The organism is Streptomyces sp. NPDC058045, from assembly GCF_042885635.1.
Lineage (GTDB): Bacteria > Actinomycetota > Actinomycetes > Streptomycetales > Streptomycetaceae > Streptomyces.
Window position 1 is genome coordinate 12,335 of sequence record NZ_JBHVRR010000038.1, and the last position, 24,951, is coordinate 37,285.

The window sequence follows — 24,951 nt, forward strand, 5'->3', positions numbered from 1 at the left end:
CGGCGGTTCCGTGATGCTGGCAGGCGGAGGCATCTGCGTCCTCCCCTATCTGCTGTTCGTGCTCGGAGGAGGCGGGGACACTCGCAGCTTCGACGCTCTGGCGCGAGGCTTCGCCACCACGGGAACCGTGGTGATCGCTCTCGGCGTCGTGGTCTTCGGTCTCGCTGTCCTCCAGGCCGTGCGCGCCGGAAGGCGGGACGGCAGCCACGCGAGGACACTCGGCGCGGTCGCACTGGTCTTGGCGGTCCTGGCTCCGGTCGTAGGGCTGGTGCTGGGGTATGTGGCCCGGGCTCAGAGCAGGAAGACCGGGGTCCCGAACGGATCCGCTGTGGCTGCTGTCGTCGTGGGCTGGATCACGACGGCACTCACCGTTCTCTTCTGGACGCTGGTGCTGCTGGTGAGCCACTACGCCGCGAGCGTCCACCACCCCTGACCGCGGTCCGATCACGTCATCGGCCGGGTCATCGAATCATCGAAGAAGGAAAGAGAACGCCATGGAGACGTCACGGGGGAACGCCGTCCCCAGGAAGAGGATGGCCTGGCAGTTGAAGGCTGTTCTCTGGTGCCTCTTCGCGTCCTGGCTCGGGTGGGTGGCGTGCTCGATGGTCGCGCTGAACGGCTCGGGCACACGGTCGCAGGCCGGCAGCAGCGGGGGCATGATCGCGATCGATGTCATCGTCATGGCGATCAGGGGCGACAGCACGGTGTCCTGGGCCCTGGCAGGATCCCGCGTGTTCGGGCTCGTGATGGCTCTCATCTTGCTCGGCCTGCTCATCCGGTACTTCTCCGTCAACAAGGAGGACAAGTGATGGACGATCGGCTGGGGCGCTTGTCCTATTCTTCGTTGCCGGAGCGGCCACTGGAGTACTGGCTCTCCCCGGACCTGGCCCGGCTGAGCCCACCGGAAGCCCGCTCCCGTCTGCGCGAACTGGCCGACACCCAGGGCACTTTGACAGCAGCCTGGGGAGCGGGGATCGGGGCCGGCGCGGTTCTCATGCTCACCGGGGTCTTCATCACTGTCATGGGCGGAGGCGTCGGACCTCTGGCCGCCCTCGGAATCATCGGAGCCGGGCTCCTGGTCTTCGGGATCCTCGGCTGCCGCCGGGTCCGGTCCAAGCTGCCCAGCACGCGGCGCACTCTGATCACGCGCGGGCCGGGATCGGCACGGGGCGGCATCAGCATGGTCGCCTTCTTCGCCATCGTCTTCGGCGCGCTGTTCGGCTACGGCGCGTTCAACAGCGGGGCGCGAGGAGGATCCACGGCGGCAGCGTTGATCGGTGCGTACGTCCTGATCGTGCTGTTCCTCGTGGCTTGCATCTTGGTGCCCTCCACGATCATGGGCCGGTCCCGGGAGACGTTCCGCCGGAAAGCCGAGAACGATCCTCGGTTCCGCGCCCTGCTCGAACAGGACCTCCTCACGTGGCGCGACCCCGTCGGCAATGCCACGTACGGGCCTCTCTGACCGCTGCTTGAACGCTGGACCGCTCACTTCGGCACGAGCCGGGACATGGACGGGACATGGGAATGAAGGAGGTGCGATGCGCGAACCCAAGACACAGGCGTCCCCGTTCGGGTGGACCGCCACGAGCGACGCCGAGGGCACGACGGTGTGCCTGCGTGATCCGCAGGGGCACCGCCGGGCGACCTGGACGCAGCAGGAGCGGAACGCCCGTCTGCAGCTCATCCGCCTCTGGCCGAACCGGCAGCACACGGTGCAGCTTCTCGACGGCGCGGGCCCGGCCGGCGAGGCCGTCGTCGACAACGGGAGGCCGAAGCCATCGCGCCGACGGGACCATGACGGGTCGATCGGACTGCACGGCCGCAGCTATGAGGTGCGGCACACGCGGCGCTGGCGCTCGACGCTGTCGCTGGACGGCCGGATGGTCGCCGTCGGGCGTAAGGGCAGCTTCGGCAGGTCGGTGCTCGAACGTTCCCAGCCCAGCGACGCGATCGACGAACTCGCTCTCGCGCTCTTCTGGTTCGGCGTTTCTCCGGGCCGACCCGGAAGTTTGTCGTCTGCGGTGTCACAAGTGGCTGATCAGCGGGAGACGACGTGAGACGACGGATCGGCCGGACGGTGGCGGCAGGGGTGGTCGCCGTTGCCCTTTTCAGCAGCTTCGGCTGCCAGGTGAGCAGCGCGCCCAAGGAGGGACCCCTCGACGGCAGGGGCGGCAACTCGTCGTTCAGTCCAGCGGGCGCGGAGAAGATCGCGAGCACACGGAAGGCCCACCTCGACTGGAGCAGCAGCCACCTGCTCAAGTCCGACGTGGGCCTGGCCTCCGCCGACGACAGCGCCACCTGGGCCTCCACCCACGACCGTCAGCACCCGATCGCGGTCACCATCGACGCACCGCACGGCTTGGTCGCGCTGGGAGCCGACGACATCGCCGTCGAGGACTATCCGGGCGACCCGGAGATCAGGAGCGTCACCCTGCGGCTGCACCCGCGCGACAACGACGCACTCGTGGCGGAACTGCGCACCGGCGTCGCGTTGTACGGGATCGAGGAGGGTGTCGTCGAGAGCTGGATCTCCTCCTTCGCCGACGACCCACAGCGCACCTGCACGCGGCTGGGCTGGTCGACCGGACCGGGCACCAGTACCGGCCTGGACGTCGGCTACACGATCCAGTGCGACTGGGACGGCCCCAGGCAGATCCGGCTGGTCCTGGTCGACGTGGGACCGAGCTGAGCGGCCGCGGGGCCTCGACGGGATGTGCTCAGGACTCGTGGCGGGTCACGCGGGCGTCGTCGGTGTAACTCGCGCCTGAACCAGCAACACCTCATCTGGCCGGCACCGGGCGACCGGAAGGTGACGAGCAGCCCTCTCGCCGGGTTCCGCTGATCTGGCCGGTACGCGGCAACGCCTTGTATCCGTCCGCGTGCCGCCGGGATCAGTCAGGGCGGCGGGGCAGCCACCCGCTCCGGTCAGGGAGGTTGTTGATGGCGAACACAGCAGACACGGTAGGGACCGACCTCAGGAAGCGGGTCGCCGAGCTCACCGAACTGGTCTGGAACCAGGGCGACTTGGGCTTCGCCGACGCATGTCTGAGCCCTGACTTCGTCGGCCACTACCCCGGCGTCCCCGATCTGTGTGGGCCCGCCGCGTACCAGAAGATGGCCGCGGAACTGCGTCGCGCGCTGCCCGACCTGGCCATTCGCACGCGAGCCCTCATCCAGGAGGGCGACCGTGTGGTGCTGTGGGCGGAGGTCACCGGCACCCAGCGCGGCGAACTGATGGGTGTTCCGCCCACCGGCCTTCCGGTCCGCAGGAGCGAGACCACCATGCTGCGCTTCGAGGGCGACAGGATCGCCGAAGTGTGGCACCAGGCCGACGAGTTGGGCACCCTGGAACAGCTCGGAATGACCCCGCCGGAGGGCGCCGGTCCGCTGGGGCAGATCGCCCACACCTTCAAGCTCATGGCACGCTTCGCGGTGCTCCAGGTGAAGGCCGGCAGAGCGGGCGGAGCCCCGGACACGGTGCTGCCACCCACCGTCACCGCGTCCGGAGGGGCCGCCGCCCAGCACCCGGCCCAGAGCGACGGGCCACGCCCCGAACTCAAGGCCAAGGCACGGGAGTTGGCCGCGCGCACCTTCGACGAGCACGACCTGACCGCTCTCGACGACCTCGCCCGGCCCGACGCGCGATGGCACCTTCCGGGCCGCCCCGAGCTCGGCAACGACGGGTTCAAGGAGCTGATGCTGCATCTGTGGCAGGCCAAGCCGGATCTCCGGGTGGAGATTCTCGACCTCGTCTCGGAGGGTCCGTACATCGCCTGCCGCGTCGGGTTCACCGGGACCCACCGCGGTGAGCTGATGGGTATCCCGCCCACCGGTCGCCGGGTCGAAATGGAGGAGGTTCTGGTCCAGCGCTGGGACGACGAGGGCCGCCTCGTCACCTTCCACCAGGAGGCCGACTACCTCGGGATGCTCGGCCAGTTGGGTGTCGTACCGCCGCGGGGCACCGGCCCGCTGGGGCAGCTCGCACACACCTTCACCGCCGCCGCCCGGTTCACCTGGCTGGGACTCAAGGCACGTCGCAGCAGCGGGAGTTAGGCCCCCGCCGCGCGGCAGGCACCCCGGTTCGAACCACCGATCCCCGTCCCACCCACCGTGAGAGGAACGCAGTCAGTGAACAACGGAGAGAAGAACGGCGAGCGCCTGCGGAAGAAGGGCAGGCTCCGCCGTCTCCTGCTGGTGAGTGTGGTGGGCCTGCTGCTCGCCGCGTTCACCTGGGGAAACGCGAGTGCCGTCCCGGGCGGTGCGGCTGCCCGGCAGCCGCACACCGACACCCGGGGCGAGGAGAGCAAGCGGGTCGTCCTGGGCTTCTACCAGGAGGTGCTGGCGCAGCAACGGCTTGACCGCGCAGGTGAGTTCATCCGCGACGACTACATCCAGCACAGCCCGGGACTCCAGCAGGGGCTCAAGGGCTACCTGGAGGACTACAAGCTCTTCCTCAGCCTCTTCCCCGACCTGACGGGCACCATCCACGAGGTCGTCCCGCAGGGAGACAAGGTGCTGCTGGTGGCCACCTTCAAGGGGCACCACGTCAAGACGGGCAAGGAACTGGTCTCCGAGACCGCCGAGTTGTACCGCGTGGAGAACGGCAGGATCGCCGAGCACTGGGATGTCTTCGACTACGCGGCCCTGGAGGCGTTCGGCATCAGCCGGCCCGGCGGGGACCAGCCCGCGACCCGCACCGACTGGCGCGGCACCCCTCAGCAGCGCCGCAATCTGGGCACGCTGCTCTACACCGTCGAGACCTACTACCGGCGGCCCCATGTCCCGGTGCCCGGCGCCATCGCACCGGACCTGATCCAGCACCAGCGCGGCGTGGAGCCCGGCCTGCAGGGCCTCACCGACAACCTGCGCAGTTACCGCGAGCGCTTTCCCGACCTGTCCTTCGAGGTCAAGCACACCGTCGCCAGCAACGACAGGGTCGTCGTCCTCTGGGTCTGGCACGGTCATGAGAAGGGCACCGGCAAGGAGCTCCGGCTGAACCGGGCCGATGTCTTCCGGGTCGAGGACGGCCGGTTCGTCGAGCACTGGAGCCGTCTCGACTACCGGGCCATCAACCCGTTCGGCCTGCACTGACCACCATGACGTACGCGGGCGCCGGCCGGCGGCCACTGACCCTCTGGCCCGGTGCCGGCGCTCCGCTTCCGAAGTCCGTACGGCACGTCTGGCACGTACGGCACCACAACTTCCGTGAGAAATAAGGGGGATCAGCGATGACAAGACGGTCCGCGATCATCGTGGGCAGCGGGGTGGGGGGCCTCACCCTCGCCGGAATGCTGACCCGGCAGGACTGGGACGTCACCGTCCTGGAGCGCTCGACGGAGCGCCGGGACGGCCTGGCGATCACCGTCTGGCCCAACGCCCTGCGCGCGCTGCGCCGCTCCGGCGGCGACGACCTGTACGAGGCGGTGCTGAAGGTCTGCCAGCCCTTCGACCGGGCCCGGATGTTCGGCGCGACCGAGAAGCAACTCGCCTCCCTCGACCTGCGGTTCTTCCAGGACACCTACGACGTCACCGGACAGGGCGTGACCCGTGCGGAACTCCTCGACACCCTGATCGCGCAGGCCGGGACCGACGTCCGGTTCGGCGCCGAGGTGGTCGGCGCGGACGCGGACGGCACGGTGACCCTCGCCGACGGCGAGGTGCTGCGCGGGGATGTCGTCGTCGGCGCGGACGGGGTGGGTTCCACGGTTCGCCGGGGACTGCTCCCGCAGGGGCGGGACGACCGCAGGGAGAACCCGCTGGAGAGCTGGCAGGGCGTCGTCGACCGCGGCGGCTGGACGTACGGAGGCGGCGAGTTCCACTTCGGACGCAAGGGGACCTGCGGCATCTTCCCGCTGACCAGGGGCCGGGTGTACTGGTTCGTGGACGGCTCGATCAACGAACCGCCCACCGGGGACGGTTGGCCGGAAGTGGTCCGTGACCTGGTCACCCGAACCCCGGACGACCAGCTCTTCCCCGGCCAGGCATGGGACCGGCGTCCGGTACGGAACTGGGGGCGCGGCCGGATCACGCTGCTCGGCGACGCCGCGCATCCGATCCTGCCGACCATCGGCCAGGGCGCCTGCCTCGCGATGGAGGACGCGGGCGTACTCACCGCCCGGCTGGCCCGCTCCGACGACCCGGTGGCGGCCCTGCGTACCTACGAGGGCGACCGCCATCCCCGGGTGCTGAACCACTTCAAGGAGGCCCGGGGCATGTTGCGGATGCGTGCTCTGCCGGCCCCGGTGCGCGACCGGATGATGGGCGGGATGCCCAGGGCGCTGCTGACCCGGCTGTTCACCCGGGCCACGCTGCCGCTCCCGGAGTTCTGCTGATGTGACGGGGGCGGCTGGGCAGCGGGGGAACAGGAAGGGGCGGCCCGGCGTCGTGCCGGGCCGCCCCGTGGCCGGTGGGCCTTCCGGCCCGGTGGCCGCCTCAGCGGTGGTCGCGCTCGAAGGCGGCGAAGGCCACCTCCTGGCGCCACTCGGTCGCCGCCTTCGGGTTCTGTGCCAGGTAGCGGGCACAGCGCGGGCTCGGGCGGTCGTCACCCGGGTGGCTGCCCCGGCAGACGGGGACCGGGCGGTAGCCGGACCGGGCCCTGCCCGCGGTCCACAGGCCGCGGCCGTCGTGGAACGCGTACTCCAGCGAGGCGCGCGCCAGGTCCTTCAGCTCGGTGTAGCTCAGCCCGTAGGTACGGGCCGCGTACCGGTACTCCTGGCTGATGTCGATCCGTGAGACCCCCGGGTCGTCGGTGGCCAGGACCACCGGGACGCCGTACCTGCGGTAGGCGTTGAACGGGTGCTCGTCCCCCGCGATGCCGAGGATCTGCTTGTTGCTGCTGAACGGCACCTCGACCGCGACCCCGCGCCGCGCCATCGTCCGCGCGAGCTGCCGCCAGTCGTCCTCGTGGACCAGGTCCACGCCGTGCCCGATGCGCTCCGCCCCGGCGACGAGGACGGCCTCACGGATGTGGAAGGTCAGGTCCTCCGGCTTGACGAGGCCGGGCACCAACTCACCTGCGTGCAGGGTGAGATGGGCGTCCGGGTACTGGCCGCGCAGATACTTGAGCATCCGCATCTGGAGGCTGTAGTGGTCCAGCGAGCTCTGCCAGTCCTCGGGCTGGACGAGGTTGACCGCGACGAACCGCGGGTCGCGCTCCGCCAGCCGCATCCCGACCGCCATCTGTGTGAACACCCGGGCCGGGGAGCTGCCCCGGGACACCTGGGAGATCCACTTGACCGGCAGGCGGCAGCCCGGGGCGGGGCGGGCGGTGTCGCAGTGCGCGGCCTCCCGGAACTGCGCGTCGGTGTCGTCGGCCTCCTGGATCGCCTCGTCGACCACCCGGTCGAGCTTCCCGCCCGCCACGAGCTTGCGGAGGAGGGCCGCCGGGTCGGCGTCGTAACCCACCTGGTCGGCCAGCTTCTTGGCGCTGTCCGAGGCGGGCGTGACCAGCGTCTCCAGGTAGAACTGGTTGTTCCTGACGACGGTGTCGGCGACGTTCGCGAGCATCTTGCCGCGGGCGAACCAGGTCGCCATGCCGAACTTGCTGAACGTGTCGAAGAAGTGGTCGTGCCCGGACTCGCCCGGCGGGAAGTCCTGCATGGACCAGGCCCGGACGACCTGCTGCCGGAACGCCGCATCGGTCAGGGCGTCCGCGGCGGGCCGCCTGCCGGGCCCGCACGGCGGCGCGACGGCCGTCATCGACCCGTCGACGCACAACCCCTTCTCGGCCGCCAGCTTGATCAGGTACTCCGTGGTGACGGCGCCCGACAGATGGTTGTGCAGGTCGCCCCCCTTGGGCAGCCCCTTGAAGAACTCCTTCAGCCGCTCCGGCCGGTCCCGCAGCGAGTCGAGGTACACGGAGGTCCGGCGTTCGGCCGGGGTCACCGGGCGGTGCGCGGCCTGCGCGGCGGGCCGCGGCGCGGGCTCCTTCGCGGGGGCGGCGGCGGCCGGAAGAGCCGCGAGCAGGGACAGCGCGGAGAGCGCGCCGAGCCCGGCCGGAAGCAGTGACTTGGGACGGTGTGCCGTCCGGAATGTTGGAATCACGGCCGAATGATCGCGTTCGAGGAGGAGATGCCCCGCCCGAACCGCGTATATCGGCGGAAACGTCCACCCGATCGAGTGGGCGGCGATCATGCCGACCGATCGACTGCCCGATGACTGCTAAGCCGCCGCCGTCGTCACCGCCCGACGTCCATGTCCCTATGCAGCCCAACCTTGTTGTGGAGGTGGGGAGTTGCGGCGACCATCGGATGGGCACCCCGTCCGCCGCCTTTCCCGCGCCCCTCACCGTCACGCGCTTTGGCCAACTCGGCTGTCGGTACTGTCAGTTGTGCGGCCTCGCGACGTCGAGCGAGCGCGCCCCGATCCAGCAGGCCCCGCGTCCTGGCCGCCCTGCGCGACGGGGCCACGGTCGGCAAGACCGTCCTCGTCCACGAACTCACCTGAGACCGAGGAGAGTTCAGGCCCTGGCCTCTTCCTCGGCCCTGGCCGGTGTGGTCGAGGGTGTCTTCGGTGTCCGGCGTCCGGGCATCCACCAGTTGGCCTTGCCGCAGAGTTCCATCACCGCGGGGACGAGGACCATCCGGACGAGGGTGGCGTCGATGAGGACGGCGACGGCCATGCCCAACCCTCCTTGTTTGACGGCGACATCGGGGCCGAGGAGGGAGGTGGTGAAGACAGCGATCATGATGGCGGCCGCGGCTGTGATCACCTTGGCGGTCCGCGCCAGCCCCGTGGCGACGGAGGTGCGGGTGTCCGAGGTGCGCTGGTACTCCTCACGGACCCGCGAGACGAGGAACACCTGGTAGTCCATCGACAGGCCGAACAGCACCGGGAACATCATCATCGGGACCCAGGTGGTGACCGGCATCGCGGCCGGGAACCCGAGGGCGGTGCCGAACCACCCCCACTGGACGACCGCGACCAGCACACCGTAGGCGGCGCCGATCGACAGCAGGTTCATCACGGCGGCCTGCGCGGCGATCGTGACCGAGCGGACCAGCACGATCAGCAGCACCACGGACAGTGCGATGACGACGCCGATCATCAGCGGCAGCCGGGAGCCGGACTCGTCGGCGGTGTCGATGGTGGCGGCGTTCGGCCCGCCGATGAGGACCTTGCCGCTGCCGGTGGCCTGGGGCAGCACCTCGTCGCGGAGCTTGTGCACCAGGTTCGTGGTCGCCTCGTCCTGGAAGCCGGTCGTGGGGAAGGCGGTGAAGGTGACGGCCTGGCCGCCCGCACTGACTCGGGGCGGTGTGGCGTACGCGATGCCCTCGGTCCCGGCGACCGCTTCGACGACGGGACGCAGACCGGCGCTCCCGGCGCCGGTCTCGGCGGCGAAGACCAGGGGAGCGCCGTAACCCGGGCCGAAGCCCTCGGAGAGGATCTTGTACGAGCGGTAGCTGCTCCGGTCGTGGGGCTGGACGCTGGCGTCGGGTTGGCTCAGCCGCATCGACAGCACAGGGGCGGCCAGGATCAGCAGGACCCCGCCGGCGGCGAGAGCGGACACCAGCGGCCTGCGCTGCACCACACCGGCCCACCGCGCGGCGAGCGTACGGCGCTCCTCGGGCGGCGCACCGACGTCCCCGGTCCCGCGTGACCAACGGCGGGGCAGGCGCAGGGAGTTGACGCGGTGGCCGGTGAAGCCCAGGAACGCGGGCAGCAGCGTCACCGCGGCGATCATGGTGATCAGCACCGTGATCGAGGTGGCGACGGCCAGCCCGGTCATCAGCCGCTGCCCCATCACGAGCAGGCCCAGCAAGGCGATCACGACCGTCGTACCGGCGAACAGCACCGCGCGCCCCGCCGTGTCGACGGCCCTGACCGTGGCGCTCTCGGGGTCGTCGCCGTCCCGGAGACCGTCCTTGTAGCGGGTGACGATGAACAGCGCGTAGTCGATGCCGACGCCGAGGCCGATCATCGCGCCGAAGACCAGCGTGAAATCCGGCGCGGGGAACACATGCCCCACCAGCTTCGTCAGTGCGAGGCCGACCGCGATGGCCAGGAGCGCGGTCACGAGCGGCAAGCCCATCGCCACCAGTGACCCGAAGGCGATGAACAGGATCACCGCCGCGGCCAGGAGACCCACACTCTCGGCTGGACCCTGCGCCGGAGTCTCGGCCTTCTCCGCCATGTACCCGCCCAACGCGAACGTGACGCCGCCGCCGGAAGCGTCCTTCACGGCATCCACCAAGGGCTTGACCTCGTCCTTCGCCACCTCCCTGCCGCTCAGCGGGATCGTGGTACGAGCGATGCGACGATCCGGCGTCACCAGGCTCCTGTCCCTATACGGCGAAGTCACCGGCCCGGTCACCGGTGAGCCGGCGAGATCGGCGATGACCTGCACGACCTTCCGCTTGACGGCGGGATCGTCGACGCGGCCCCGGTCGGCCTTGATCGCGAGGGTCAGCCGGTCCCCCTGTTCCTTGGGGAAGTGCTGCTCCAGCAAGTGCTGCGCCTTGGCCGACTGCGAGTCACCGCCGGAGAAGTCGTTGTCGGGGGCGGCGCCGTAGCCGAAGCCGGCCGAGGCCGCGGCGAACACACCGACGATCCAGATCAGCAGGACCAGGCGGCGCCGCCGGAAACAGAACCGGCCCAGCCCCGCCAGAGCCCCGCCCGCGGGCGCGGTCCCGGTCGCCGTCATCGGCTTCTCAAGTCCCGGTTCCTTCCTCACTGGTGCGCGCCCTCGTGCTCGGCACCGTCGGCCGGTCGCCCGGCACGGTGGGAGCGGGAACGGACCAGGGCCAGCCTGCTGAGCACCACGGCGACCAGCCCCAGCACCACCGCCACGACACCACCGACCACGCCGTTGCCGGTGCCGGGACCGCCATCGGCCACCGCCAGATCCACCCCACCCACGACCACACCGAACAAACCCGCCACCAGGGCCACACCACCCCCTCTCCCGCCGATCCGACCGGAGGAACGCGCCAGAGCGAGCGCGCCGACGACCACACCGGCCAACGCCACCAACGCGGCCACAGCGCCCACGAGCCGCCCGACGGTCAGGTCAGAGGCACCGACGGCGACCGGCGGGACCGAGGCATACGCGGCCACCGGCGCGGCAAGCACGTAACGGACGGACATGGGGTGCTCCTTCTCCTCGTACACCGTGAGTTGCCCGATGCACACCGTGAGTTGCCCGATGCGCACCGTGAGTTGCTCGATGCCACGATCCTGACCGCCGGGCCCGCCGCCGGTCGTCCGGCAGGCGCGGGCACTTTCCGCTGCCGCGTCCGCGGCATCCGGCTACCGCGGACGCGGTACGGGCCGCGCGGATACCGCGGGCGCGGTACAGGGCGCCTCATCCGTGAGCGGGACCCGGCCGCGCGGGGATCTGGCTAGGGTGCGCGCATGGGTACACCACGGTTCGCGGTACCGGCCGCCGTCGGGGACTGGGCGATCGCCGTGGGCGCGGCGGCGCTGATGCTCGGCACCGGATGGCCGGGGGAGCAACCCGGCACGGAATCCGGTCTGTTGGGGTACGCCTTGCTCGCGGCCGGCGGTCTGGCTCTGGCCGCGCACCGCCGGGCACCGGTCGCCGTCCTGGCCGTCACCGGGCTGTGCGCGGTCGGCTACCAGGCAGCCGGCTTCGACGTGCTCTCCGTGCCCTACCTGGTCGCGGTGTACAGCACCGTACGGGCCGGGCACCGCGCCCTCGCCGCCACCGCGTCCGTGACCCTGCTGGTGGCCCTCCAACTCACGGCGCTCGCCCTGCGCGACGGGCCCGCGGGCGAGGTGCCGGTACAGGCCCGTGGCACCCTCCAGATCGCCTGGCTGATCGCCGCCTTCGCCGCGGGGGAGGCGGTACGGCAGGCCGAGCGGCGGGCGGACGAGGCCGAGCGCACCCGGGAGGAAGCGGTGCGGCGCCGTGCCGGCGAGGAACGGCTGCATATCGCACGGGAGTTGCACGATTCGCTCACCCATCAGATCTCGGTCATCAAGGTGCAGTCCGAGGTCGCCGTCCATGTGGCGCGGCGGCGGGGCGAGCGGGTACCGGAGCCCCTGCTCGCGATCCAGCAGGCCGGCCGGGAGGCGAGCCGCGAACTACGCGCCACCCTCGACGTGCTGCGCGACGACGCCACCACCCCGCCGCACGGACTCGACCAGCTCTCGAACCTGGTGGAAGGGTTCCAAGCGGCCGCTCTGCACACGACGTTGACGATCGAGGGAGATCCCCCCGACGTACCGGACGCGGTGGGCCGTACCGCCTATCGGATCGTTCAGGAATCGCTCACCAACATCGCCCGGCACGCCGCCGCGACCACCGCCTCCGTCCGCGTCGACTACCAGCCGGACACCCTCACCATCCGCGTCGACGACAACGGGAAAGCCACCCCGCGCACCGCCCCGGTGCCCGGCGTCGGACTTCTCGGAATGCGCGAACGGGTGACGGCCCTGGGCGGCCGGCTGCGTACCGAGCCGCGCGCCGAGGGCGGCTTCACCGTTCAGGCCGAGCTGCCCATGAACGGGGTGTCGTGATCCGGGTGCTGCTGGTGGACGACCAGCCGCTCATCCGCAGCGGGTTCCGCGCCCTGCTCGATCTGGAAGCCGATATCGAGGTGGTGGCCGAGGCCGCCGACGGTCAGGAGGGCGTGGCGCTCGCCCGGGAGTATCTGCCCGATGTCGCGCTCATCGACATTCAGATGCCGGTGATGGACGGTATCGAAGCCACCCGGCACATCGCCGCGGACCCGGCGCTGGCCGGGGTGCATGTCGTGATGCTGACCAACTACGGCATGGACGAGTACGTCTTCGACGCGCTGCGCGCCGGTGCCGCCGGCTTCCTGGTCAAGGACATCGTCCCGGACGACTTCCTGCACGCCGTACGCGTCGCCGCCCGCGGTGACGCCCTGCTCGCCCCCGCGGTCACCCGCAGACTCATCGACCGGTACGTCACCCAGCCGCCTCCCGCACGGCACACCGGCGGCGGACTGGAGGTGCTGACCGGCCGCGAACGCGAGGTGGTCGCCCTGGCCGCACGGGGCCTGCCCAACGACGAGATCGCCGCCCGCCTGGTCATCAGCCCGTCGACCGCCAAGACCCACATCAACCGCGCCATGGCCAAGCTCCACGCCCGCGATCGCGCTCAACTCGTCGTCCTCGCCTACGAGTTCGGCCTGGTGGTCCCACCGCCGCGTAATCCCTGACCGAGAGTCCCCCCTCCACCCCCGATCCCGCACCCCCGCTCCCGGATACATCCGTACGCCGGTGTATCCGCGATGCGGTGGCCCGGATCTCTGTGGGCAGTGCCAAAACGGATGACGGGGGGTTGGTGGCGTGGCGACACGGCTCGCGGTAGGGGTGGATCTGGTCGAAGTGGACCGGATACGGAGGCTGTTGGCGGACAACCCGGCTGCGGAAGAGGACATCTTCACCGAGCGTGAGCGCACCTACTGCGCCGCCAAACGCAACCGCCTCGCCCATCTGGCGGCGCGCTTCGCCGCCAAGGAAGCCGTCCTGAAGGCACTCGGCACCGGGCTCGGCCCCGGCACCCACTGGACCGACGTGGAGGTCCGCCACACCGCGCTCGGACGCCCCCGGGTGCACCTGTCCGGCGGGGCGGGGGACCGGGCGGCGAAGGCCGGGGCGACCTCGGTCGACCTCTCCCTCTCGCACAGCGGGGAGTACGCCATCGCCCACGCCGTGATGTTCCTAGACGAAGGATGACGATGCGTTTCCATCTGATCGACCGGATCGACGCCTGGGAAGCGGCCCGCACCATCAGCGCCCGCAAACTCACGTCCTGGCTGGAGGACTTCTGGCGGGACGAGGGCGGCGGCCCCCAGATGCCCGAGCCGCTGATCCTGGAGGCCTTCTGCCAGGCCGGGACCTGGCTGATCATCGCCACCACCGGGGTGCGCCAGCGCGCCGCGCTCCTCTCGGTGGACGGGATCTCCTTCCATGAGCCGGTGCGCCCCGGGGACACCCTGGTGCTGGACGGCGTGGTCGAGTCCATGGGCGACGAGACCGCCGTCCTCTCCGGCACCGCCTCGGTGAACGGCAGGACGGTGATGAAGGCGGAGGCCGTGATGTGCGCCCTGCTGCCCGCGGAGGACCTGGAGGACCCCGAGGACACCCGGCGGATGCTGGAACGCCTCACCCGGGAGCCGGTCGGCGGTGGTCACCGGTGAACGACGCGCAGCCGATGGATCGGACACACCGGGCAAGGCGGGTCGCCATCACCGGGATCGGGGCCGTCACCCCGCTCGGCAACACCGCCGCGGAGACCTGGCGGGGGCTGGCCGAGGGCCGCAGCGGCGTCAGCACCCTGGAGACCTTCGACGCCTCCGCCTTCCCGGTGCGGATCGCCGGCCAGGTCAAGGACTTCGACCCGAAGCGCGTGGCCCCCGCCAAGCAGCGGCGCCACCTCTCCCGTGCCGCGCTGTTCGCACTCGCCGCGGCCCAGGAGGCGGTGGCGGACGCGGGCGAGGGCTGGCACACCACCGACCCCTACGACCGGGGGGTGGCGGTGGCCGGCACGGTCGGCAGGCCCGAGTTGCAGGAACTGGTCGACATGTCACACCAGTTGCGCGCCAGCGACTTCCACGACCTGTACCGGCAGGCCCCCGGCGACGTACTGCTGCGCAACCAGAACGTCGGGGTCGCCGCGGTCGCCGGAGCGGGGGACTGCCGCGGTCCCATGGTCAGCGTCTCCACCGCCTGCGCGGGCGCCGCGCACGCCATCGGGGAGGCCTACCGGCGCATCCAGGAGGGCGAGTGCGCACAGATGCTCGCCGGCGGCTTCGACGCGCTGACGACCTGGATGGACGTCCTCGGCTTCTCCCTCCTCGGAGCCATCACCGACCGCTGGAACGACCGGCCCGAGCAGGCCTCCCGCCCCTTCGACTCGGACCGCTCCGGCTTCGTCCTCGGTGAGGGCGCCGTCATCACCGTCCTGGAGGACTGGGACAGCGCGGTCGCGCGCGGCGCCCGCATCCACGGCGAACTCCTCGGCTACGGCTCGACGTTGAACGCCTACCGGATCACCGACTCCCCGCCGGACGGCGGCGGCGCGATCTCCGCGATGCGGGACGCGGTGGCCGAGTCCGGTCTCGGAACGGACGGCATCGACTACATCGCGGCGCACGGCACGTCCACGCCCGGCAACGACGCCAGCGAGACCCTCGCCATCAGGAAACTCTTCGGGAAGCACGCCGAGGAGCTGTGCGTCAGCTCGCCCAAGTCCATGACGGGCCACCTCACTTCGGCCGCGGCAGGGGTCAACCTGATCGCCGCGCTCGGCGCCGTACGCGAGGGCCTGGTGCCACCGACCATCAACCTCGACCACCCCGACCCCAAGCTCGGACTCGACTACGTGCCCCACCAGGCGGTACGCCGCCCGGTGCGCGCCGCCCTGGTCAACGCCTTCGCGTTCGGCGGCACGAACGCCTGCTTCGTGGTCAGGGCCGGTACGGGCGAAGCGGCCAGCGACGGACTCAGCGAAGGAAAGGCAGCATGACAGCGTTCGACGAGGTCTTCGACGCGGTGCCGGGGGAGCGGGCCGTCGCCGTCCGGAACGTCCCGGGCACCCTGGGCGTTTTCGCCACCCACTTCCCCCGGTTCCCCGTCCTGCCCGGTGTGCTGATCCTGGACGACATCGTCCGGGCCGCCCGGCTCGCCGCCCCCGAGCTGCCCAAGGGTTCCCGCTGGGTGCTGGCCGAGGCGCGGCGGGTGCGCTACCGCCACTTCGCCGAGCCCGGTGACCGGCTGGAGATCAGCGTCCGGGTGACCGAGGCGACCGAGTCCTCCGTCACCTGCAAGGCGACGGTCTCGGCGGGCGGGCGGGACATCACCACCATCCGCCAACTCCGCCTGGACAAGAGCGAGGTGGCGGCATGAGGCGCGTCGCCGTCACCGGAGTCGGAGTGCTCACCGCCCTCGGCGACGGCCGGGGCGAGACCTGGAAGGCGCTGCTCGACGGACGCAGCGGCATCGCCCCCATCCAGGGCTACGACCCCTCGTCCCTCTCCACCCGGATCGCCGCCGAACTGCCCGACTTCACACCCACCCGGTACGCCCACCGCAAGTCCCTGCGGACGACCACACGCAACGACCAACTCGCCATCGCGGGCGCGGCGTTGGCCGTCGAGGACGCCGGACTCGACCTGGACGAGGGGGGATACGACCCGGAGCGGGCCGGAGTGTTCGTCGGCGGCAACAAGGAGATCTCCAACCCGGAGCATCTGCTGGACGGCAGCCTCGCGGGCCGCCGCGAGGACGGCTGGGCGGATCTGCGGCTGCTCGGCGAGCGCGCCTCGTCCGCCTTCTACCCGCTGTACTACGTGGAGGGCCTCCAGTCCGCCTCGCTGTTCCACCTCTCCCACGCCCACGGCTTCAAGGGCGCCAACTCCTACTACCACGGCACCGCCGACGCCGGAGTGACGGCGCTCGCCCGCGGCTACCGCTCGATCCGCCACGGCGAGTCCGATGTGGTGATCGCCGGGGGCTTCGACGACGCCGCGTCCTGGTGGGTGATGACCAAGATGGACGGCCTCGGGGTGCTCACCACCCGCAACGAGGCGGGCGCCGCCGCCTTCCGCCCGTACGACACCGAGCGCAGCGGCTCCGTGCTGGGCGAGGGGTCGGCCTTCCTGGTCCTGGAGGAGTGGGAGTCCGCGCGGCGCCGCGGCGCCCGGGTGTACGCGGAGGTCGGCGGCTTCGGCGCGACCCAGGACCCCGATCTGATCACCCCGCACCCCGACGGCGAGCCCCTGGCCGCCGCGGTACGGCGAGCGCTGCGCGAGGCCGCGGTGGAGCCCGGCGAGGTCGACTACGCGGCCACCCACGGGTGCGCGACCCGGCTCGGCGACCGTACCGAGGCACGCGCGCTGACCAGCGTGTTCGGCCGTGGTTCCGGTACCGCGGCGAGCAGCGTCAAACCGGCCACCGGGCATCTCGTCGCGGGCGCGGGCGCGCTGAACGCGGCGGTCTGCGCGCTGGCGATCGACGGCTCGGCCCTGCCGCCGACGCTCGGCCTGGACCAGGTCGACCCGGAGTGCGCGGGCATGGACTGGGTGGCCGGCGAGGCCCGCGAGACGCGGGTGCGGCACACCGTGGCCATCGGCCGCGGACTGGAGGGGCAGCAGACGGCGCTCGTGCTGAGCGCCCCCACCGAACAGGCTCGGAGGAGGAGTTGACGATGGACCCGCGACACAGCAGTGGTGTGACCGTGGTGGGTGCCGGAGCGATCTCAGCGCTGGGTCCCACCGTCCTGGACCTGTGGGAAGGCGCCCGGCAGGGACAGGTCGGCATCCGCCCGGTACAGGCCCTGGCGATGGACGGGCTCGACACCAAGCTCGGCGCAGAGGTGACGGACCCGGTGGAGCACTCGCGGCGCTACCGCCGCCCGGACGGATTCCGCGAGCGGGCGATCGAACTCGCCCTGGTCGCGGCCGAGGAGGCCATGACGGCGCTGCCCGCGGGCCTGGTGGACTCGGAGCGGTTCGGCGTGGTGCTCGGCACCTGCAACGCCGGGCTGCTCTCCGGCCGGGAGTGGCTGCGGGCGGTACGGGACGGTGAAGTCCCGTCCCCCGAACTGCCGTTGCTGGTCACACCGCAGGCGCTGGCCGAGTCGGTGGGCGCGGCGTTCCGGCTGCGTGGCCCGGTGCTCGCGGTGAACACCGCCTGCGCCTCCGGGGCCAACGCGATCGGGCTGGCCGCCGACCTGCTGCGCACCGGCCGGGCCGACGCCGTACTCGCCGGCGGCAGCGACGCCTTCTCCGATGTGTGCTTCGCCGGATTCAACTCGCTCCAGTCGCTGTCGCCCGAGCCCGCCGCCCCGTACGACGCGGAACGGCAGGGCCTCTCGCTCGGCGAGGGCAGCGGCATGGTCGTCCTGGTCCGCGCCGAGTTCGCCCACGAGCACGGCCTGACCGGTATCGCCGACATCGCCGGGTACGGACTCTCCGCCGACGGTTTCCACGCCACCGCCCCGCAGCCGGAGGGCAGGGGCGCGGCCAAGGCCATCGAGGGGGCGCTGCGGCTGTCCGGGATCACCCCGGAGCAGATCGGCTACATCAACGGGCACGGCACCGGCACCCCCAAGAACGACCCGGCCGAGACCAACGCGATCCGGCTCGCGCTCGGCGAGGAGGAAGCGGACCGCACTCCGGTCTCCAGCACCAAGTCCATGATCGGCCACATGCTGGGCGCCGCCGGAGCGGCCGAGGCCCTGGTGACGGCCCATGCGCTGGCCGAGCAGACGGCGCCGCCCACCGCCGGCCACACCACCCCCGACGCGGACTGCCCGCGCGACTGCATCCCGGGACCGGCCAGGCCCCTGGACACCGGTGCCGCGCTCTCCAACAACTTCGCCTTCGGCGGGGCCAACGCCTCGCTGGTGCTGACCAGGGCGGCGGACGGCCACCGCCCGCCGCAGCCGGACACCGACCGGGTGGTGATCACCGGTATCGGGCTGCTCAACCCGGCCGGCTCCACGGCCGCCGAGGTGTGGTCGGCGTACCTGCGCGGACAGTGCCCGGTCGAGTGGGACGCCGGACTGCGGCACAGCCCGGTCGACTTCGACCCCGACCCGTATCTGACGAAGCGCGAGCGGCGCCGGATGGACCGGCTCGCCCAGTTCTCCATCGCCGCCACCGCCAGGGCCCTCGCCGACGCGGGCTTCGAGGCCGGCAGCGAGGCGGCCGAGGCGGTCGGCATCGTCTTCGGCACCGGCACCGGGCCGATGGAGGCGATGCAGAAGTTCACCGACCCCCTGCTCGCCGAGGGCCCCGCCGCCGCCGACCCCGCCGTCTTCCCCAACACCGTCTACAACCAGGCCGCCGGCCAGGTCGCCATCCGACTCGGTCTGCGCGGGCCGACGTCGACGCTCTCCATCGGCCACGCCACCGGCGCCGCCGCCCTCGCCTACTCCGCCGACCTGCTGGCGGCCGGGCACTGCGACGCCCTGGTGTGCACGGCCACCGACACCCTGACCGAGCAGGTCGGCCGGGCGTACGCGGCGGTCGGCGCGGCCTCGACCCGGGAGCCCGGCGCGGCGGCCGACGGGCGGTTCACGCTCGCCGAGGGCAGCGTCGCCGTCGTCCTGGAACGGCGCTCGACGGCGATCGCACGCGGCGCCACCATCCTCGGTGAGTTCCTCGGGCACGGTATGGCGTCCGACGCCAGCCGGGCCCGGCTCTGGGACGCGCGCGGCCGGGGCCTGGAGCGCGCGATGCGCACCGCCCTGGACGACGCCGGTCTCGAACCGGCCGGGGTGGACGCCGTCTGGCTCGCCTCGGCCGGGCTGAGTGCCGCCGACCGGGCCGAGAACCAGGCCGTGCGGCGGCTGTTCCACCCCTACGGGGCCCCGACGCTGCACGCGCCGAAGACCGTACTCGGCGAACCGATGGGCGTCGGCGGCGCGTTGACGCTGGCGCTGGCCCTGCACCAGGGCCGGTCCGGCGGACGGCCGGTGCTGCTGAACAGTTCCTCGCTCGGCGGCAGCCATGTGTCGCTCGCGGTCCGCTGCGGCGCCGAGGAGTCCCGTACCACCACTGCGTCTGGAGAAGCCCGATGAAGCTCCAAGGACAGGTCGCCCTGGTCACCGGCGGTTCCCGGGGCATCGGTGCCGCCGTCTGCCGCCGACTGGCCGCCGACGGTGCCGCCGTCGCCATCAACTACCACAGCTCCGAGGGCCCGGCGAAGGAACTGGCCCGCGAGATCGAGGAGGCCGGCGGGCGGGCGATCACCGTCCAGGGCGACGTCGCGGACTCCGCCGCCGCCCTGGAGATGGTCCGCCAGACCGTGGCGGACCTCGGCGGTCTGGACATCCTGGTCAACAACGCCGGGGTGGCCCAGGACGCGCTCATCTTCCACATGGAGATGGACGACTGGCTGGCCGTCATGAACGTCAACTTCGGCGGCGTCTTCCACTGCACCAAGGCCGCCCTCCCGCACTTCATGGCCAAGGGCTCCGGAGTGATCGTCAACGTCTCCTCCGTGATGGGCGAGCGCGGCTGGGTCGGCGAGTCCAACTACGCGGCGTCCAAGGGAGCGGTGAACGCCTTCACCCGCTGCTGCGCCATGGAGTCGGCGCGCTTCGGTGTCCGCGTCAACGCGGTGCTGCCCGGCTTCGCCCCCACCGATCTGGTCGCGGGGCTGACGGAGGGCGCCACCGGCCGCTCCATCAAGAAGCAGATCCCGATGCGGGACTTCGGCGAGGTCGAGCAGATCGCGGAAGTGGTCCGGTTCATGGCCGGCCCCGAGTCCTCGTACATGACCGGCTCGCTGGTCAATGTGGACGGCGGCGCGACGACGGCGCTGGGCCTCGGCCGCCCCTGAGCGGTCCGGGCCGGCCCCGCACGCCGGCCCCCGCCCGTTTCCCGGCCCGCTGATCACGGTGTATCCGCGGCCCGTACCGGCGGATCTGAAGTCACGAGAACCCCGAGAACCCCGAGAACCCCGAAAACGCAGAACAACCGCTTTCCAGCCCCAACCCGGAGGAACATCCATGGACCGCAACACCATCGTCGAGGCAGTGAACGAGGCCGTCATGGACGCCCTGGGCGCCGAGACCGACGAGGTCATGCCCGAGGCCACCCTGCTGGATGACCTGGGCGCCGAGTCGATCGACCTGCTCGACATCCTCTTCCGCCTGCAGCGCTCCCTCGGCATCAAGATCCAGGCGGCGGAGCTGGCCGAGTACGTGCAGGGCGGCATCCCGGACGAGGAGTTCGGCGACGAGAACGAGATCGTCTCGGCCGTGGGCCTGGCCCAGCTCAAGAAGGTCATGCCGCAGATCGACACCGAGGAGCTGACCGGCAAGCTCCAGGCCACCAAGGTCATGGGCCTGTTCACGGTCGACAACCTGGTCGGCCTGGTCGAGCACCGTGCCGCCCTCGCCTCGGTCTGAGGGGGCCGCACAAGATGACCGCGGTACACGTCATCGGCACCGGCGGCTACCAGCCCGGTGACCCGATCTCCACCGAGGAGATCGCGCGCCTCGTCGGGCCGCTGCCCGACGAGGTGCGCGAGGGACTCTCCATCCACCGCCGCTTCTGGATGATCGACCCGGCCACCGGCGAACACCGCGAGAACAACTCGGACATGGCCTACAAGGCCGCCGTGCGAGCCCTGGACTCGGCGGGCCTGGAAGCCGGCGACATCGACCTGATCATCCTCGCCACCGGTACCCCGGACTATCCGCTGCCACCGCTCGTCAACATGGTCCAGGAGCGTCTCGGCCTGGTCCGCTGCGCCACCCTGGAGATCCGCTCGGGCGGCGCGGGCGTCGTCCAGGGCCTCGATGTGGCCCGGATGTACCTGGAGTCGGGGGTCTACAAGACGGCGCTGGTCATCGGGAGCGAGGCCATCTCCCCCGTACTGGCGCCGGTCTTCCTCGGCAAGGACCCGTACAAGATCCGGATGCGGGACCGGATGCCGGTCTACATGTTCGGCGACGGCGCGGGAGCGATCGTGCTGCGCGCCGACGAGAACGCGGAGTCCGGCGGTCTGCTGGGCGCCGCGATGGAGGCCATCGGCGGTGACCGCAAGGCCGGCATCCACTCGGTGGGCGGCGGCACCCACGCCCCGATCCACGAGCAGCTCAAGGCCAAGCGGCTGGTCGATCTGAAGGTGGACGTGGTCGGCGCCGGGGACTTCACGCCCGTGATGGTCACCGACGCGATCAGCAGGACGCTTCAGCGCAGCAAGGTGGACGTCGACTCCATCGACCTCTGCCTGGTCCCCGAGGGCAACGTCGGCTGGATGCTGGACGCGCTCCTGGAGCTGGGCCTCGACACCGCCGAGTGGAAGGCGCTCGACGGGAAGGTCTTCGACAGCCTCTCCACCATGGGCGCCGTCGGCTGCGCCGCGGTACCGCTCTTCCTCGACGACGCCTGGCGCACTGGCCGGGTCAAGCCCGGCGACCGGCTGATGCTGGTCGGTGTCGAGTCCACCAAGTGGATCTACGCCGGCGCCGTCGTGGACTGGACCGCGGCCGCCCCGGTGGGCTGAGAAGGGAAAACGCCATGACGTCCCCCACCAGCCCACAGCCGGCCGCGGCCGGCACGGCCGTCGGCGACGGGGTCGTCGCCGGGCAGTTCCGGCAGGCCATGGGGAGGTTCCTCACCGGCGTGGCGGTGGTCACCTCGTGCGGTCCTGACGGGCCGCACGGGACCACGGTCTCGTCCCTGGCCTCGGTCTCCCTGGAACCGCCGATGCTGTTGTTCTGCCTGGCCCACAACTCGCACAGCGCCCGGACGATCGGCTCCACCGGTGTCTTCACGGTGAACGTGCTGGGGCGGGGGCAGTCGGAGCTCGCGGGCTGGTTCGCCTCGTCGAGGCGGCCGCTCGGCAGCGCGGGCTTCGCTGGCGTACCGCACCGCGTCGGCGCCACCGGGGCGCCGATGCTCGACGGAGCCGTCGTCCATCTCGACTGCCGGGTGGCCCAGGAGGTCCTGGCGGGTGACCACAGCGTCTTCATCGGGGAGGTCACCGGGATCACCTTCGCCGACTCGGCCGACCCGCTCGCCTACCACCAGGGGCGGCTCCTGTCCCTGGTGGTGGCCTACTCGGCCCCGGGCGAACAGCGCTGACGCGGACCGCTCGCCGCCCCTCTGCCGCGATGACGCGGCCCCACCCCACGGAGGTACCCATGGCTGACATCGCCTTTCTCTTTCCCGGGCAGGGGTCGCAACGGCCCGGTATGGGACGGGACTTGGTGGCACGGCACCCGGAGCTGCTGGAGCGCTACCACCGTCCGGCGGACGAACTGCTCGGCTTCGGACTGTCCAAGCTCTGCCTGGAGGGGTCCGCCGAGGACCTGGTGCCCACCGAGATCACCCAGCCCGCCGTCTTCCTCACCAGCGTCGCCGTCCTCGATGTGCTGCGCGGCCACGGCGTCACCCCGTCCGTGGCCGCCGGGCACAGCCTGGGCGAGTACACGGCCCTCGTCTGCGCCGGGGTGCTGGAGTGGACCGACGCCCTGCGACTGGTGCGGAAGCGGGGCGAGTTGATGGCCGGCGTCAATGAGCGCACCCCGGGAGCGATGGCCGCCGTCATCGGCCCGCCCGCCCACCGGGTCGAGGAACTGTGCGCGGAGGCACGGGAGAAGGACGGCGCGATCGTCGAGGTCGCCAACTACAACAGCCCCACCCAGCATGTGGTGTCCGGCCAACGCGAGGCGGTACGCGCGGTGATGGCGGCCGCCAAGGCCGCCGGTGCCGAGCGCACGGTGCTGCTGGACGTCGGCGCTCCCTTCCACTGCAGCCTGATGAAGGAGCTGGAGGAGGAGTTCACAGCCGCACTGGACCGGGTCGTCTTCCGCGACCCGGTCCTGCCGGTGCGGGCCAATGTGACCACGGACCGGATCACCACCGGGGCCGAGGCCAGGGACCTGCTGCGCCGCCAACTGGCCGGGGCGGTGCGCTGGTCGGACACCCTGGAGGCGATCCGGGCCGACGGTGTGCGGACGTTCGTGGAGGCGGGCCCGGGACGGGTGCTGAGCGGTTTCTGCCGCGGCACGCTGCCCGAGGCCGCCTGCCATCCCGCGGGGGAGATCCGGCGTATCGACCGGCTGCTCCGCGCTCTTGAGAAGGATGGGCCGGTTCCGGCCTGAAGGGCACCTGTTCCGGCCGCATCCGAGCGCGGCCGGAATGGTCAGTTCTTGAGAAGGTATACCCATCGGTAATGCGCTTCTTGGAACTCTCCCTTACTCTGCTTCTAAGTAGCCAACTAGAGGCAGAGTAAGGGGGGTGGCCAGGTTGCACGAAGCCGACAAAGACCCTGAAGCCGACACAAAGGCTGAAAGCGTGGCGCTGGGCAAGCTCTCGGAAGCCATCGGCCGGCCCACGCAGAAGGCGGTCGACGACGCCAAGGCGCTGTTCCCCTTCGTCGCGCTGGCCGCCTCGATGGAGAACGAACCGGCGGACGACGAGGAGTCCCTGCCCGCACCGGAGGGCCGGCCGTCCCGCTCAGCCGATCGACACCCTGCTGGACGCTGACTCCAGTTCGGAGACGCTCTGCTCGGCGAACGCCCGCAGGCCCATCTTCTTGATGGAGTCGAAGAGTTGCCTGGCCTGTTCGGAACGGCCGGCCTCACGCTCCAGCGCGCGCTCCAGATGCTTCAGGCAGCGCCCCCGGATGGGCCCGATCGAGCCACGGGCCAATCCCAGCGTGGCGCTCACCTCGTCGTACGACATCGGCGGATCGGCCACCAGCAGCCCCAGCATCGCCTGGCACTTCGGCGACAGGGAGCAGTAGGCGAGGAGCACCTCGTCCCGCGCCTCGCGGTCAAGTGCCGTCTCCTCGGGCTGATTTGCCGAGGGCCGCGGCCGGTCGAACACCTCCAGGTCGTCGACCGGTGTGCTGCGGCCGGACTTCTGGATGTGCTTCAGGCTCTCCCTGCGGGCCGATACGGAGATCCAGTGGCCGAGCTTCTCCGGGTCCCGCAGCTTTCCCAGATGCTGAATGACCCGCATCCAGGTGGTCTGGCTGACATCCTCACAGTCGGCCGCGGAGAGTCTGTGCCCCCGGGCTATGGCCCATATCAGCGGTGTGTAACGCTCTACGATCCGATTCCAGCTCTCCTGGTCCCCAGCTAGGCATTCGTCCACCAGGTCACGCAGAGCAACGCTTTCCATAGTCCCCCGTCACTTTCACCGCCCCGCACTGCGGGCAGTCATCTGTATGGCGCGGTTCCACGATGCGGCGCCACCATCTACCTAGGCGCCGACCACTCCGGAATGGTTCCTTCCGAAGCCCCGGAAAATACACCCGGACATCCTGAACCGGTATCGCGAGGTCACCGCGACACAGGCGAGGGAAGCACTGCGACTTATCACCCCCGCTGTGGTCCGATTGAGAGTACCGGAACTGCTTGCGATCGTGGCTAATTTGCGATCATCGGTGGAGCATCCCTGGACCGCCTGGTATCAGATCGGACCATTTTGGAATGTGGGTCCTCGATATCCGGAATATCCCCTGTTGGTTAAACCGTGGACGAAACAG

26 protein-coding genes are annotated in these 24,951 nt (G+C 71.1%); 22 read left to right on the forward strand and 4 right to left on the reverse strand.

What is annotated here, in order from left to right:
* Positions 1 to 13: 13 nt before the first annotated feature.
* The 8 genes from ACFVST_RS21545 (at position 14) to ACFVST_RS21580 (ending at position 6,332) form a co-directional block, all read left to right on the forward strand.
* Entirely contained in the window at positions 14 to 433 is a 420-nt protein-coding gene (locus tag ACFVST_RS21545) for a DUF4190 domain-containing protein (protein ID WP_390154339.1), read from the forward strand.
* 61 nt (positions 434 to 494) lie between these two features.
* Positions 495 to 809 (forward strand): hypothetical protein, encoded by a 315-nt coding sequence (locus ACFVST_RS21550; RefSeq protein WP_390154342.1) that lies wholly within the window; start codon positions 495 to 497, stop codon positions 807 to 809.
* Positions 809 to 1,462: a hypothetical protein gene (locus ACFVST_RS21555; protein WP_390154345.1), complete on the forward strand. Its 654-nt coding sequence runs from the start codon at positions 809 to 811 to the stop codon at positions 1,460 to 1,462. The genes ACFVST_RS21550 and ACFVST_RS21555 overlap by 1 nt, the downstream gene beginning before the upstream one ends.
* A gap of 76 nt (positions 1,463 to 1,538) precedes the next feature.
* Positions 1,539 to 2,057, forward strand: a complete 519-nt coding sequence (locus ACFVST_RS21560) for a hypothetical protein (protein WP_390154348.1) — start codon at positions 1,539 to 1,541, stop codon at positions 2,055 to 2,057.
* Positions 2,054 to 2,689, forward strand: a complete 636-nt coding sequence (locus tag ACFVST_RS21565; RefSeq protein ID WP_390154351.1) for a hypothetical protein — start codon at positions 2,054 to 2,056, stop codon at positions 2,687 to 2,689. The genes ACFVST_RS21560 and ACFVST_RS21565 overlap by 4 nt, the downstream gene beginning before the upstream one ends.
* Positions 2,690 to 2,940: 251 nt before the next feature.
* The gene (locus tag ACFVST_RS21570) at positions 2,941 to 4,053 is read left to right on the forward strand and encodes an ester cyclase (RefSeq protein WP_390154353.1); all 1,113 of its coding nucleotides are present in this window, start codon (positions 2,941 to 2,943) and stop codon (positions 4,051 to 4,053) included.
* Positions 4,054 to 4,128: 75 nt separating this feature from the next.
* Positions 4,129 to 5,091: an ester cyclase gene (locus ACFVST_RS21575; protein WP_390154356.1), complete on the forward strand. Its 963-nt coding sequence runs from the start codon at positions 4,129 to 4,131 to the stop codon at positions 5,089 to 5,091.
* A gap of 137 nt (positions 5,092 to 5,228) precedes the next feature.
* On the forward strand, positions 5,229 to 6,332 hold the full coding sequence (locus ACFVST_RS21580) for an FAD-dependent oxidoreductase (RefSeq protein ID WP_390154359.1): 1,104 nt from the start codon (positions 5,229 to 5,231) through the stop codon (positions 6,330 to 6,332).
* 100 nt (positions 6,333 to 6,432) lie between these two features.
* Here ACFVST_RS21580 and ACFVST_RS21585 read toward each other — a convergent pair whose 3' ends face one another.
* From ACFVST_RS21585 to ACFVST_RS21595, 3 genes are all read right to left on the reverse strand, one after another.
* The gene (locus ACFVST_RS21585) at positions 6,433 to 8,043 is read right to left on the reverse strand and encodes an adenosine deaminase (protein ID WP_390154362.1); all 1,611 of its coding nucleotides are present in this window, start codon (positions 8,041 to 8,043) and stop codon (positions 6,433 to 6,435) included.
* 415 nt (positions 8,044 to 8,458) lie between these two features.
* On the reverse strand, positions 8,459 to 10,672 hold the full coding sequence (locus ACFVST_RS21590) for an MMPL family transporter (protein ID WP_390154364.1): 2,214 nt from the start codon (positions 10,670 to 10,672) through the stop codon (positions 8,459 to 8,461).
* Entirely contained in the window at positions 10,669 to 11,085 is a 417-nt protein-coding gene (locus tag ACFVST_RS21595; protein ID WP_390154367.1) for a DUF6223 family protein, read from the reverse strand. Before ACFVST_RS21595 ends, ACFVST_RS21590 begins: the two co-directional genes overlap by 4 nt.
* A gap of 267 nt (positions 11,086 to 11,352) precedes the next feature.
* Between ACFVST_RS21595 and ACFVST_RS21600 the strand changes: the two genes are divergently transcribed.
* The 14 genes from ACFVST_RS21600 (at position 11,353) to ACFVST_RS21665 (ending at position 23,945) form a co-directional block, all read left to right on the forward strand.
* A complete protein-coding gene (locus tag ACFVST_RS21600) occupies positions 11,353 to 12,480 on the forward strand; it encodes a sensor histidine kinase (RefSeq protein WP_390154370.1) in 1,128 nt (375 codons plus the stop codon).
* Positions 12,477 to 13,148: a response regulator gene (locus ACFVST_RS21605; protein ID WP_390154373.1), complete on the forward strand. Its 672-nt coding sequence runs from the start codon at positions 12,477 to 12,479 to the stop codon at positions 13,146 to 13,148. Before ACFVST_RS21600 ends, ACFVST_RS21605 begins: the two co-directional genes overlap by 4 nt.
* A 130-nt stretch (positions 13,149 to 13,278) precedes the next feature.
* On the forward strand, positions 13,279 to 13,668 hold the full coding sequence (acpS, locus tag ACFVST_RS21610) for a holo-ACP synthase (RefSeq protein ID WP_390154375.1): 390 nt from the start codon (positions 13,279 to 13,281) through the stop codon (positions 13,666 to 13,668).
* Between the two features lie 2 nt (positions 13,669 to 13,670).
* The gene (locus ACFVST_RS21615) at positions 13,671 to 14,132 is read left to right on the forward strand and encodes a hotdog domain-containing protein (protein WP_390154378.1); all 462 of its coding nucleotides are present in this window, start codon (positions 13,671 to 13,673) and stop codon (positions 14,130 to 14,132) included.
* A complete protein-coding gene (locus tag ACFVST_RS21620) occupies positions 14,129 to 15,460 on the forward strand; it encodes a beta-ketoacyl-[acyl-carrier-protein] synthase family protein (protein WP_390154381.1) in 1,332 nt (443 codons plus the stop codon). The genes ACFVST_RS21615 and ACFVST_RS21620 overlap by 4 nt, the downstream gene beginning before the upstream one ends.
* Positions 15,457 to 15,840 (forward strand): 3-hydroxyacyl-ACP dehydratase FabZ family protein, encoded by a 384-nt coding sequence (locus ACFVST_RS21625; RefSeq protein ID WP_390154384.1) that lies wholly within the window; start codon positions 15,457 to 15,459, stop codon positions 15,838 to 15,840. Before ACFVST_RS21620 ends, ACFVST_RS21625 begins: the two co-directional genes overlap by 4 nt.
* The gene (locus tag ACFVST_RS21630; protein WP_390154386.1) at positions 15,837 to 17,138 is read left to right on the forward strand and encodes a beta-ketoacyl-[acyl-carrier-protein] synthase family protein; all 1,302 of its coding nucleotides are present in this window, start codon (positions 15,837 to 15,839) and stop codon (positions 17,136 to 17,138) included. The genes ACFVST_RS21625 and ACFVST_RS21630 overlap by 4 nt, the downstream gene beginning before the upstream one ends.
* Before the next feature lie 2 nt (positions 17,139 to 17,140).
* Positions 17,141 to 19,519 carry a beta-ketoacyl-[acyl-carrier-protein] synthase family protein gene (locus ACFVST_RS21635; protein ID WP_390154389.1) on the forward strand — a complete coding sequence of 793 codons (2,379 nt, stop codon included), beginning with the start codon at positions 17,141 to 17,143 and terminating at the stop codon, positions 19,517 to 19,519.
* On the forward strand, positions 19,516 to 20,283 hold the full coding sequence (locus ACFVST_RS21640) for a 3-oxoacyl-ACP reductase family protein (protein WP_390154391.1): 768 nt from the start codon (positions 19,516 to 19,518) through the stop codon (positions 20,281 to 20,283). Before ACFVST_RS21635 ends, ACFVST_RS21640 begins: the two co-directional genes overlap by 4 nt.
* Before the next feature lie 169 nt (positions 20,284 to 20,452).
* A complete protein-coding gene (locus ACFVST_RS21645) occupies positions 20,453 to 20,854 on the forward strand; it encodes an acyl carrier protein (protein WP_390154394.1) in 402 nt (133 codons plus the stop codon).
* Between the two features lie 14 nt (positions 20,855 to 20,868).
* Positions 20,869 to 21,957, forward strand: a complete 1,089-nt coding sequence (locus tag ACFVST_RS21650) for a 3-oxoacyl-ACP synthase III family protein (RefSeq protein ID WP_390154397.1) — start codon at positions 20,869 to 20,871, stop codon at positions 21,955 to 21,957.
* 14 nt (positions 21,958 to 21,971) lie between these two features.
* Positions 21,972 to 22,538, forward strand: coding sequence for a flavin reductase family protein (locus ACFVST_RS21655; protein WP_390154400.1), 567 nt, complete (start codon positions 21,972 to 21,974; stop codon positions 22,536 to 22,538).
* Between the two features lie 59 nt (positions 22,539 to 22,597).
* Entirely contained in the window at positions 22,598 to 23,560 is a 963-nt protein-coding gene (gene fabD / locus ACFVST_RS21660) for an ACP S-malonyltransferase (RefSeq protein WP_390154402.1), read from the forward strand.
* A gap of 193 nt (positions 23,561 to 23,753) precedes the next feature.
* Positions 23,754 to 23,945: a hypothetical protein gene (locus ACFVST_RS21665; RefSeq protein WP_390154405.1), complete on the forward strand. Its 192-nt coding sequence runs from the start codon at positions 23,754 to 23,756 to the stop codon at positions 23,943 to 23,945.
* On the opposite strand, the gene ACFVST_RS21670 is transcribed toward ACFVST_RS21665, so the two are convergent.
* Entirely contained in the window at positions 23,916 to 24,584 is a 669-nt protein-coding gene (locus ACFVST_RS21670; RefSeq protein WP_390154407.1) for an RNA polymerase sigma factor, read from the reverse strand. The genes ACFVST_RS21665 and ACFVST_RS21670 overlap by 30 nt on opposite strands.
* Positions 24,585 to 24,951 lie beyond the last annotated feature (367 nt).